Here is an 11,176-nt window from a genome sequence, read left to right on the forward strand (position 1 = left end):
TTAATTCATGGTTACAAAAAATCAATCCCCGGAATTAGAAAAAGTATTGTCATTTTTAAGTGAGATTGGAATTGATATTATCGAAAAAGAATTGCAGACTTCTTTTTTACCCGGATTGAGTTTAGGCCCCAATTGTCTTTATATTGATTTTGAAAAATTATTGTATCCCGGTGATATTCTGCATGAAACCGGGCATTTGGCTGTTACTACTTCTACAGAGAGAAAAATTGCAGGCACGAATGAAATGGCAGCTGACTGGCCTACACAAGGGGAAGAAATTGCTGCAATTCTTTGGTCCTTTGCCGCAGCGAAACATTTAGAATTACCAATTGAATTTGTATTTCATCCCAACGGATATAAAAATGATTCGGAATGGCTGATTTCAAATTTTACCAGTGAAAATTATATTGGATTGCCTTTTCTGGAATGGGCAGGACTTGCTTTAGGAAAAGAACGCGCAACAAAAGAAGGCAAAGAAGCTTTTCCAAAAATGTTAAAATGGCTAAGAGATTAAGTTATGGATAAATTAGTACGTTATATTAGGTTTCCTATGTTTTTTGATACTGAAAAACTCAAAAATGATGTTTATAAAATCATCGATAAGAGCTGGACAAACCATTACAATACAAATGATTATACCGGAAAATGGACATCGATTGCGTTAATGTCGCAAAATGGAAAATCGGATTCGATTTATGCGCTTCCAAATAGTGATGAAAAACTCGTTCCTACCGAAATTCTCGATTCCTGCAATTATTTTCAGGAAATCCTGGATGGCTTTTTATTTGAAAAAACTGCCGTCCGTTTATTGAAATTGGATGTTGGTGCCGAAGTCAAACCGCATAGCGATAATTGTCTGGGCTATGAAGATGGGTGTTTTCGATTGCATATTCCAATCATTACAAACAGTGAAGTTGAGTTTATTTTAGATGGTAATCGTTTGATAATGAACGAAGGCGAATGCTGGTATATTGATGCAAATTTTATTCATTCGGTTGCAAATCGCGGAACCCGGGACAGGATTCATCTTGTAATTGACGGTCTCCGAAATGAATGGACGGATACTTTGTTTTTTACCGAAGCTCCTGAAAATGATTTTATAAAACCTGTTCCGAAAATGGACGAAGAGCAAAAACAGCTTATGATTGCAGAATTACAGCGTATGAACCTGCCTGCAGCGAATCAAATTTTGAAAGATTTAGAATAATATTATCTGGTGTATTTTATCAGAAACCTTAATTATCTATTGATAAAATAAATTGAACTATTCCCTGAGTATCTAAAACAAAATCAGGTGTGGTATTCCGAATTGCATTAATAGGCATAAAAGGCATTTCGGCAGATTCCGGATCCTGAACTATAATCGTTCCTCCTTTATTTTGAATTGCTTTTAAACCTTCTGTACCATCAGAATTTGAACCTGACAATAAGATTCCAATTAATTGATTTTCATACACTTCTGCGGCAGATTCAAAAGAGACATCAATACTTGGCCTGCTGTAATTTATTTTTTCTGAAGTATCAAGTGATAACAGATTATTTTTTTCGAACAATAAATGATAATTAGAAGGCGCAACATAAATAAATCCCGGCAAAAGAGGCACTTTATCTTCTACCGGTTTTACTTCGATAACAGATTTTAATTTAATAAGCTCTTCTAAAGTTTCCATATCAGTACTTTTTCTGTGAAGTACAATTACAATGGCAAAGAAATTTATTACCGGCAATTGAGGCAGTATTTGCATCAGCGCCGACAGACTGCCCGCTGATCCTCCAAAAATAATTACTTTACGGTCTAATATTATTTCACTTTCCTCCATATTTTTTCTTTATCAAGCTGTTTGTAGTTACTTTGGGATATGGAATATTTTATAGTTTCTTTGGTGCCTAATGCCAGAAATCCCTGAACAGATAAACTTTCATCAAATAAAGTAATGGCTCTTTTTTGCAGATCATTATCAAAATAAATCAAAACGTTTCGGCATATAATAAAATCAAATTCGTTAAATGATCTGTCCGATACCAGATTATGTTGTGAAAAAACCATTTTCTGAGACAATTCATCATTGAATTTTGCAATCCCATAATTTGCTGTATAATAATTTGAAAAATCTTCCTGACCTCCGGAACCCAGATAATTTTCTGAATATTCTTTCATCATCCTTAAAGGAAAAATTCCTTTTTTTGCCGTTTCCAATACCTTTTCATTAATATCAGTAGCATAAATAAGGGATTTGCTTAACAAACCGGCTTCTTTTAATAAAATAGCCATTGAATACACTTCTTCGCCGGTAGCACATCCGGCATGCCATAAACGAATAAAAGGTTTTGTGGCTAATAATGGGAGGATCTGATTTCGAATTGCTTTATAAAAATAAGGATCACGAAACATTTCGGTAACATTTACTGTTATCTCGTTGACTATATGCTTATAATAATCCTGATCATATCTGACTTTTGATAAAAATTCATGAAAATCAGTAAAACCATCCAATTGATATATCCTGTTTACACGCCTTTTTAATGAGGCCCTGGAATAACTTCCAAAGTCAAACCCATAATATTCATAAATTTCATTAATAAGGGTTTCCAACTCAATGTCTTCAATCATAGCTATTTCAAATTTTGCTTAAGATTAAAAGCAGTTTATCAACATCTACAGGTTTAGAGACATAATCATCAGCTCCGGCCTCCAAACATTTTTCTCTATCGCCTTTCATTGCCTGGGCAGTTACGGCCACAATAAACAAATCTTTTCTGGAAGGGATTTGTTTAATTAAAGAAATTGCTTCGTAACCATCCATTTCGGGCATCATCATATCTATTAAAACAGCATCAAAAGATTCATCAGAATTTAATATTTTCAAAGCTTCACCGGCACTTAAACATGATAAACAATCGAATGATCTGGCACGAAGTGTGTTTTCCAAAGCAAAAATATTTCTCGAATCATCATCAATAATTAAGAGTCTTTTTTTATTCATTTTAATACATTTAATTAAACTTTATCATATAGCCATACTCGCAATAACGAAAGCAGCTGATCAATATCAACAGGCTTGGTTATATAATCTGAGGCACCAGCTTTGATACATTTTTCGCGATCACCGGTCATTGCTTTTGCTGTTACGGCTATCAATGGCAGTGTCAGATGTTTTGGGTTGCTCCGTATTTTTTCGGCTGTTTCATAACCATCCATATTCGGCATCATCATATCAAGCAAAACAATATCTGTATTTGGATTTTCTTCTAATGCTTTTATAGCTTCTTTACCATCAAAAGCTGTAATCACATTCATCTTAAATACTTCTAACGCTTTGGTAAGTGAATAAATATTTCGGACATCATCATCAACTATTAAAACCGTTTTGTCGAATAAAATATTATTCAGTAAATTAAGTTTTTTATAGCTTTCTTTTTTACCGTCTGAATCTTTGCTTTCTTCAACCAAATGCAGGAAAAGTGATACTTCGTCAAGCATTCTCTGATAAGAATGTGCTGTTTTTACAATAATGGAATCTGTGTATTTCTTAATTTTTACTTCTTCTTTCAGCGACAGGCTTTTTCCGGTAAAAACAATTACAGGAAGATTTTCCAGGCCCGGGGTTTTCTTCACCCCTTCCAAAATTTCGTAAGCATGCTTATCCGGAATTCCCATATCCAATATTACACAATCAATTTCGCTTTTATTAAGTGACTCTAATCCATCTGATACTTCACTTTTAATTTCAGAATTAATATTATAGCTCTCCAGGAAATAGGCAAGTGCCTTTGCATGTTTAGGATTATCCTCAATAATTAAAACTTTTTGCGCTTCCTTGTTTATAATATGTTCTATTCGCATAAAAATCTCCGGAATTTTTTCAAAAGCTACTGGTTTATCAAGAAACTCAACAGCCCCTTTTAAAAGACTTTCCTGTCTCAATTTATGCGATGACATAATATGCACCGGAATATGTTTGGTATGCGGGTCATTTTTAAGTTCTTCCAAAATTTCCCAGCCACTTTTTACAGGAAGCTCAATGTCTAATAAAATCCCTATTGGCTTATACTTCAATGCAAAATTTAATGCATAATCCCCTCTTACGGCAACCACTCCTTTATACCCTTTATTTCTGCTGAAGGATAACAATGATTTAGCAAAATTGACATCATCCTCAACAATCAAAATCACTTTATCCTCTTCAGAAATTGTGTTTCTGTCATCTTCAATCTCATCAGGGATAATAGTACTGATATATTTATTTTTTGAATCTGTTTCTTTATTTTCTTCTTTATTTTCAATTTCTATTGGAGGTAATTTTTCGATTGAAGGTTTTTTTACCGAGCCAAAAATGGGTAAACAGAACGTAAAAGTGCTTCCTTCGTTTTCTATACTGTGCAAAATTATTTCTCCGTTAAGTAATTTCGCCAGCTCCCTGCTAATAGACAAACCTAAACCGGTACCGCCATATTTTCGTTTAGTTGAACCATCGGCTTGTTGAAAAGCCTCAAAAATTAAAGGTTGTTTATCTAACGGAATTCCAATTCCGGTATCTTTTACAATAAAACAAATTATATTATGGTCATCATCATTTATCTTAATTTCCAGGCTTACAGAACCTTCATCAGTGAATTTAATGGCGTTCGAAATTAAATTTTTAAGAATTTGCTCTAAACGCATCTTATCGGTTTTAATGATAGTTGGAGCTTCTTTTGAAATAATCTCAAACCTGATATTTTTTTCTTTTGCTACTTGTGTAAATAAATTCGTTAGGTTCTCGGTTATTTCCCGGGTAGGAAACTCTATAAATTCAAGTTCCATTTTTCCCGCCTCAATTTTAGACAAATCCAAAATTTCATCAATCAAACCTAATAAACTGTTTCCTGAACTCTGAATAACTTTGGCAAACTCTATTTCCTCTGTATTCATTCCTTTACTGTTATTTTCAGATAATAATCGGCTTAAGAGCAAAATCGAATTTAAAGGTGTCCGTAATTCATGCGACATATTTGCCAGAAACTCTGATTTATAACGTGTTGTAAGTTCTAAAGCTTCTGATTTTTTTTGAATTTCACTGTTTTTTTCTTCCAGCAAAACACTTCGTTCAGACAATTCTTCGTTAGTTTGCTGAAGTTCTTCCTGTTGTACCCTTAACTCTTCTTCAGAAGCCTGAAGTTTTTCGGTTTGTGCTTCCAATTCAGAATTTATAGCTTCCAGTTCGCTGTGCTGAATTTGCAATTCTTCAGATTGTGATTGGGTTTCTTCAAGTAATTCTAAAACACGTTGTCGGTGTTTTGTTGACTTTATCGCGATTGCAATATTACCGGAAACAATCTTTAAAAATTCTAAAATTAACGGTGAAAACTCATGAATACCTGCCAGTTCGATTGCGCCTTCAGTTTTGGTATTCAGCAAGGGTACTGCAACCACATGGGTTGGTTTTATCTCGCCTAATGCATAACTAATCTGAATATCTTCAGACGTTAATGATTTTAATTCCAATATTTTACCGGAAACAACAGATTGTCCAATTAAACCTTCCCCTTTTTTAATACGTTCTTTATTTTTACTCGGAATATAACTGTAACCTGCAGCTGCAAAAAGCTCATCGCCATCAAGAATATATAAAACACCGGCATTACTATTGGTATAATTACATAAAAATTCAATAACATCTTTTGATAATTGGTTCATTAACTTATCCCCTAACATCACATTATTGAGGCTGGCAACCCCTGTTTGCAGCCATTCTTTTTCTGATAATAAGCCAAAAGATTTTTTTAGGGAGACGCTCATGTTATTTAATGATTCTGCTACACTCCCTAATGCGTCTGCCTTGGTATCGTCTATACGAATGTCATAATTTCCGTTAGAAATATTACCTGCAATAGTACTTATAGCGTCAATTCTGTTAGCAATTTCCTTATCTTTTCTTTCTAATTCCTGCTGCAGCAAAGTGCGTTCACTATAATCTTTTAGAATGCGCATTAAGGATATAATCGAAATAGAAAATGCAACAATAAAGGCTACAATAATTAAAACAATACTATATCTGCCGTAACGTTCTGAATTTTCATTTCGTTCTTTTAAAAGATTTTGTTCACTACTTTCAATTCTTTTAACATTTGACCGCAATTCGTTCAACATCTTTTTCCCTTCATTGAGATTAAATGTGACGGTATTTTTTGCCAGTTGTTTTTTTATAATCTGATTGTGCAGGTATTTAAAAAAATTGGCCCTGAAAACTTTTAATTCTTTTAGTTCTTTTTGTTGGGATGGATTATCGGCTGTAAGTTCGTCTAACTTATCAAAATAGTCATTCGATTTTGATTTGCAATCATTATACATTTGTACAAATTGCTCGTCTCCGGTTAAAAGGTAACCACGCATATTGGTCTGCGCTTCGATAATTCCGGCTGATCCTTCGTTTAAATTATAAATTACTTCCTGAGTATGATTAACCCAAAAATTACTTCTCAATAATTTTTTTATGCTAAGATATGATGCTGTAGAACTGATCAATAAGACCAGTAATGAAATTATTGAACTTACAAATAAATTTCTTTTAAAGTTGTTTTTTTTCATATAACATAACCTATTTTGATTCCTGAAATTCTAAGGGTAAAACCATAATAAAACTTGCCCCCTTGCCCACTTCACTTTTAGCGGTAATTAATCCGTTGTGTTTTTCGATTATCTTTTTTGCGATTGCCAGACCAATTCCTGTTCCTTCATAGGTTTGACGATCATTTAAGCTTTGAAAAATGATAAAAATCCTATCCAGATAAACTTCATCAAAACCAATTCCGTTATCCTTAACAATAATGCGGCAATATTTCCCCTCCGGAGAAGGTTTTCCATCAAAACTTTTTGTTTCAATTAATTCAGAAGTGATTTCTATTAAAGGACTGTTTGTATTATTTGAAAACTTAAGAGCATTTCCAATTAAATTTTGAAAAACCTGTCGCAATTGGCTCGAAATACTGTCAATAGTAGGAAGTACATTGGTTTTAATCACAGCTCCTTTGCTTTCGATAAGATAATCAAAATCTGAGAGAACTTCCTGCAGGACAATATTCAAATCGGTTTTTTCAGGTTGTACTTTTGATGATAATCTGGAATAAGCCAGTAAATCTGTAATCAGGGTCTGCATTCTTTCTGCCGATTTTATAGTCCGGTTAACATAATCAACGGCTTTTTCATCTTTAGTGAGATACAGGTCTTTTATAATTTTAATGAAAATCTGAATTTTTCTTATCGGCTCATTCAGGTCATGCGAAACAACCCAGGAAAATTGTTGCAGCTCATGATTCTTAAGTTCCAATTCTTCATTTTTTAAAACCAACTCTTTTGTTCTTTCCGCAATTTTTATTTCAAGGTTATCCTGAGCTTCTTTCCTTATTTTGATTTCCTTCGAAAGCAAATCTTTCATTTCTTTTAATTGATTTTGCTGTTCGTAAATCTTTAAGAAGGTTTTTACTTTTAAAATCAGCAGATCAGTATCTACAGGTTTGGTTATATATTCTACAGCGCCGCTTTCATACCCTTTAAAAATATATTTTTTTTCGATATTTAGTGCCGACAGAAAAATGACAGGAATATCTTTTGTTTTTTTATTGCCGGAAAGAATTTTTACTACTTCAAAGCCGTCGAGTCCGGGCATCTGAACATCCATTATAATCAGGCAGTAATCAGTTTTTAAAATTTTCTTTAATGCTTCTTCCCCTGATTCTGCAGTATCAACATCGATATTATGTAATTCTAATGTTTTTTTTAAGGCTATTATATTTGCCCTTATATCGTCTACAATTAATATCATTTGTTTTTAGGGCTAAAGTGTTATAATTTAAAAATTTTTAAGAAAATATTATTTTAATATTAACTGTTCAAAATACTACCAAACTCTCAAAAGTATAAAAAAAAAGCGCGGTTGTATTTTATCTCAAATTTTATTAATTACATAATTCCCATCTATAATATCTTTTTAAATAAGTAACATTTATTGAGATAATCTTTAATTCATTGAAGTCAAATTTTAATAGGAAATCCGATTATTTTTAGATTTAATAATCATTCTAAAAATTGAAGTGTTATGAAAAAAACGAAAACATTTCCGGAACAAAAACAAAATCTGCCGGGCAATGAATATTTAATGAAACCTGAACCTGAGATCATTAAAGAAAATTATGTCGGAAGCGGAAAGCTTTTGGGCAAGGTGGCTTTCATCACAGGAGGCGATAGTGGAATCGGCAGAAGTGTGGCCGTACATTTTGCCCGTGAAGGTGCCAATATTGCGATTGTTTATCTGAAGGAAGATAAAGACGCCCTATTAACTAAAGAATTGATTGAAAAAGAAGGTCAGCAATGTCTTTTGATCAGTGGAGATTTAAAGGAAGAGAAGTTCTGCAAAAATGCCATAAAAAAATGTCATCAATCATTTAAAAAAATAAATATAATTGTCAATAATGCTGCAGTTCAGTTTCCCCAAAGTGAATTAGAAAAAATTACGGCGGCACAGATTCATAAAACATTTGAGACTAATATTTACCCTTACTTTTATATTACGAAAGCTGCTTTGCCATTTCTAAAGGAAGGCGACACCATTATTAACACAAGCTCTGTTACTGCTTATCGTGGAAGTGAACATCTTCTTGATTATTCGAGTACAAAAGGTGCTATTTTAACCTTTACAAGATCCTTATCGACCATGCTTGCCAAAAAAAAAATTAGGGTAAACGGCGTTGCTCCGGGACCAATCTGGACTCCTCTGATTGTTGCTACGTTTGATAAAATTTCAGATTTCGGAAAAGATAATCCAATGGGAAGACCAGGCCAGCCATCGGAAGTTGGTCCTGCATACGTTTTTTTAGCATCCGAAGACAGCAGTTATATTACCGGTCAAATTATTCATATAAACGGGGGCGAACTTGTGGGAGGATAAAATATTAAAATTAAAAACTATGAATTTCATTGATCTTATTGGTCTTTTTGCAGGAATGTGTGTCACAATTTCAGTAATTCCACAAATAGTAAAAGTTTGGAAAACTAAAAAAGTAAAAGCAATTTCGTTGCTGACCTTTAGCATTTTAACTTTTGGAATTATGATGTGGATTATTTACGGAGTTCTAAAAAACGATTTACCAATAATCATTACCAATAGTGTTTCGTTGTTTTTAAATCTTATTATGATCTATTTTATTATTTATTATGAAAAGGAATAAAATAAAAAAACAGCTTTGAAAACAGCTGTTTTTATTGATAAATGACAGAATATAATAATGCTTTACAGCTAACTAATTTTTTACAATATGGCTAAATGCTAAAAGGTATTTTTCTTTTAACAACCGTGGCAAATGATAGCTTCCAACATGTTTCATTCCATAAAAAGCGTCTAAAATATTCAAATTAGAAATTCTTTTAAATTCGTCTATCTGCTTTGTCGCCAAATTCAAAATTGGCTGTATTGCTTTAATATAGCCATAACTATGCAGCATATATTCCGTTTCCAGAATATTCTCTAAAATTCTTTTTCTTACCAAATCCCCAACAATTCCTTTTTGAGGAACGCTCCTGAATTCGTTAATTTTTTCAATTATTCCCAAATTAGACTGACCAACATGAATATATTTTCCTGAAGGGTTTGTAAACATCGTTTTTAAATCAGAAAATAAACCTGTATTCTCCTCTACAGTAGAAACATTACTGCTAATGACAGAAAATTTAACTCGTTTATAGCCTTTAAAAAATAAAACACTATTAATGTTTGATGTATTTCTTAAAATCCCTGTCTGATTGGATTTTATATTTTTTTTATCCCCGTTAATCCCAAAACTATGGATTAAATCTCCTTCAGAACAATAGGCAAATAAAACTGGCGAATTTGCCGAAGATTCCATACTTAATACGACATCATCATGAAAATAAACATCAAATTCCAGATAGGCAATTTGTTTGTTAAAAGTCATCCCGCTAATTGTTCCTTGTGCTTTTTTGGAATTAACTTTTAACCTGTATTGATTGTTTTCTAAAGTCAAAGTTCCGTTCAGACTATCTTTAAGCTCGTTAAAAACAGTATTCATTTCATCAGTATTTAAGTAAAGTTTTTTCATCTGTCAACATTTAAATATTCTATAATTAAAAAAATCGAGTTCAACTTAACCTTAATTTTGTTTCTCTTTTGAACTATTCAAATTTCGTGATACTTCGAATGTTTAATGTTATATAATTTTTCGTACAACTTTCATAATTAATACCTTATAAAAGATGACAAATAAAAAACAGCTGTCCAAACATATATTTGAAACAGCTGTTTTATCAGCAAAATAAAAAAAATCCTATACCTTAATATCTATAATTTTTAAAAACCAAATGTTATGTCAGCTTGTGGATATCAGCATTAGTCGAATAATTTTCTTTTGGAATATTCTTAAAAAATTCGGCAGCTTCCAAGTCTGCAGATGGTCCGTATCCTAATAAATAAGTTCCTTTTTTATTGTCGGCAGTTTCTATAATATACAAAATCGACATATCATCAGGGTCACTCATTCCTTCGTATCGATGATGGGCTACAATAAAAATTTCCTCAGGCTGATACGGATATTTTGATTCTGTTTCTACAAGCGTATCATACTGAAACAAAAAATTACAGCAATATCCATTTTTTTGATACTCCTCTATATATTCCAACTCGTTTTTTGAAAGTTCTTTTTTCATGATAATTAGTTTTAATGTATATATCAGGACTTATGAAAATAATTGTATTACCAACAAATTTCATTGATTTTAAACGAATCTCTTGACTCAATAAATATTTTTTTTGTCTCATTAAATAATTTATGCAAAAAATAAAAAAAACAGGATTTTTATAGGGGCTGTCATTTTTAAAATTCATTTATAAATTACCGGAATTATCAATAAAACTCTAATTCTTCAAAGTTTTAAAAAAAGAAATATCATAATATTCAGCTGGGAAATTATAATTTAAATACAGCAATGGCTTTAGCCAAATGAAGCTTCTGCACTTTTCGGCTAAAGCCAATTATCTTTTCCTAATTTACCTCCGGCTGAAGCACAATGTCATTAAGCCAAGGGATATTTTCGTCAGTTCGAGTGTTTTCTTTAAAAAATGCGATAGCTTTTTTTAAAGAAAATGTATCGAGAACCTTAGTATTAGAAAGCTTCTCGATACAATTT

General features: G+C 32.3%; 11 protein-coding genes. 4 read left to right on the forward strand and 7 right to left on the reverse strand.

Annotated features, from left to right (window positions below):
* The first annotated feature begins 7 nt into the window (after positions 1-7).
* Both PMI10_RS16955 and PMI10_RS16960 read left to right on the forward strand, forming a co-directional pair.
* Positions 8-514, forward strand: coding sequence for a hypothetical protein (locus PMI10_RS16955; RefSeq protein WP_007810265.1), 507 nt, complete (start codon positions 8-10; stop codon positions 512-514).
* A 3-nt stretch (positions 515-517) separates the two neighbouring features.
* Positions 518-1,207 carry an aspartyl/asparaginyl beta-hydroxylase domain-containing protein gene (locus PMI10_RS16960; RefSeq protein ID WP_007810267.1) on the forward strand — a complete coding sequence of 230 codons (690 nt, stop codon included), beginning with the start codon at positions 518-520 and terminating at the stop codon, positions 1,205-1,207.
* 28 nt (positions 1,208-1,235) lie between these two features.
* Here the strand turns inward: PMI10_RS16960 and PMI10_RS16965 are convergent, their stop codons facing one another.
* Genes PMI10_RS16965 through PMI10_RS16985 form a run of 5 tightly spaced genes read right to left on the reverse strand, consistent with a single transcriptional unit; the run spans position 1,236 to position 7,802 of the window.
* Positions 1,236-1,820, reverse strand: coding sequence for a chemotaxis protein CheB (locus PMI10_RS16965; RefSeq protein ID WP_007810269.1), 585 nt, complete (start codon positions 1,818-1,820; stop codon positions 1,236-1,238).
* Complete coding sequence (locus PMI10_RS16970) at positions 1,802-2,611, reverse strand: CheR family methyltransferase (protein ID WP_007810271.1); 810 nt, start codon at positions 2,609-2,611, stop codon at positions 1,802-1,804. Before PMI10_RS16970 ends, PMI10_RS16965 begins: the two co-directional genes overlap by 19 nt.
* Positions 2,612-2,618: 7 nt before the next feature.
* The gene (locus PMI10_RS16975; RefSeq protein ID WP_007810272.1) at positions 2,619-2,984 is read right to left on the reverse strand and encodes a response regulator; all 366 of its coding nucleotides are present in this window, start codon (positions 2,982-2,984) and stop codon (positions 2,619-2,621) included.
* A gap of 14 nt (positions 2,985-2,998) precedes the next feature.
* The gene (locus PMI10_RS16980) at positions 2,999-6,568 is read right to left on the reverse strand and encodes a response regulator (protein WP_007810273.1); all 3,570 of its coding nucleotides are present in this window, start codon (positions 6,566-6,568) and stop codon (positions 2,999-3,001) included.
* A gap of 10 nt (positions 6,569-6,578) precedes the next feature.
* On the reverse strand, positions 6,579-7,802 hold the full coding sequence (locus tag PMI10_RS16985; protein ID WP_007810274.1) for a hybrid sensor histidine kinase/response regulator: 1,224 nt from the start codon (positions 7,800-7,802) through the stop codon (positions 6,579-6,581).
* Between the two features lie 273 nt (positions 7,803-8,075).
* Here PMI10_RS16985 and PMI10_RS16990 point away from each other — a divergent pair, with 273 nt between their 5' ends.
* Positions 8,076-8,924 carry an SDR family oxidoreductase gene (locus PMI10_RS16990; RefSeq protein ID WP_007810275.1) on the forward strand — a complete coding sequence of 283 codons (849 nt, stop codon included), beginning with the start codon at positions 8,076-8,078 and terminating at the stop codon, positions 8,922-8,924.
* A 19-nt stretch (positions 8,925-8,943) separates the two neighbouring features.
* Positions 8,944-9,204 (forward strand): SemiSWEET family sugar transporter, encoded by a 261-nt coding sequence (locus tag PMI10_RS16995; protein ID WP_035632056.1) that lies wholly within the window; start codon positions 8,944-8,946, stop codon positions 9,202-9,204.
* Positions 9,205-9,276: 72 nt separating this feature from the next.
* On the opposite strand, the gene PMI10_RS17000 is transcribed toward PMI10_RS16995, so the two are convergent.
* Complete coding sequence (locus PMI10_RS17000; protein ID WP_007810277.1) at positions 9,277-10,092, reverse strand: hypothetical protein; 816 nt, start codon at positions 10,090-10,092, stop codon at positions 9,277-9,279.
* A gap of 262 nt (positions 10,093-10,354) precedes the next feature.
* Complete coding sequence (locus tag PMI10_RS17005) at positions 10,355-10,696, reverse strand: hypothetical protein (protein ID WP_007810278.1); 342 nt, start codon at positions 10,694-10,696, stop codon at positions 10,355-10,357.
* Positions 10,697-11,176 lie beyond the last annotated feature (480 nt).

The sequence above is a fragment of the Flavobacterium sp. CF136 genome (genome assembly GCF_000282055.1).
Lineage (GTDB): Bacteria > Bacteroidota > Bacteroidia > Flavobacteriales > Flavobacteriaceae > Flavobacterium.

Excerpts from the sequence above, each read along its gene's own strand:
- PMI10_RS16955 (WP_007810265.1), top strand. The coding sequence starts at position 8 with ATGGTTACAAAAAATCAATCCCCGGAATTAGAAAAAGTATTGTCATTT.
- PMI10_RS16960 (WP_007810267.1), top strand. The coding sequence starts at position 518 with ATGGATAAATTAGTACGTTATATTAGGTTTCCTATGTTTTTTGATACT.
- PMI10_RS16965 (WP_007810269.1), bottom strand. The coding sequence starts at position 1,820 with ATGGAGGAAAGTGAAATAATATTAGACCGTAAAGTAATTATTTTTGGA.
- PMI10_RS16970 (WP_007810271.1), bottom strand. The coding sequence starts at position 2,611 with ATGATTGAAGACATTGAGTTGGAAACCCTTATTAATGAAATTTATGAA.
- PMI10_RS16975 (WP_007810272.1), bottom strand. The coding sequence starts at position 2,984 with ATGAATAAAAAAAGACTCTTAATTATTGATGATGATTCGAGAAATATT.
- PMI10_RS16980 (WP_007810273.1), bottom strand. The coding sequence starts at position 6,568 with ATGAAAAAAAACAACTTTAAAAGAAATTTATTTGTAAGTTCAATAATT.
- PMI10_RS16985 (WP_007810274.1), bottom strand. The coding sequence starts at position 7,802 with ATGATATTAATTGTAGACGATATAAGGGCAAATATAATAGCCTTAAAA.
- PMI10_RS16990 (WP_007810275.1), top strand. The coding sequence starts at position 8,076 with ATGAAAAAAACGAAAACATTTCCGGAACAAAAACAAAATCTGCCGGGC.
- PMI10_RS16995 (WP_035632056.1), top strand. The coding sequence starts at position 8,944 with ATGAATTTCATTGATCTTATTGGTCTTTTTGCAGGAATGTGTGTCACA.
- PMI10_RS17000 (WP_007810277.1), bottom strand. The coding sequence starts at position 10,092 with ATGAAAAAACTTTACTTAAATACTGATGAAATGAATACTGTTTTTAAC.
- PMI10_RS17005 (WP_007810278.1), bottom strand. The coding sequence starts at position 10,696 with ATGAAAAAAGAACTTTCAAAAAACGAGTTGGAATATATAGAGGAGTAT.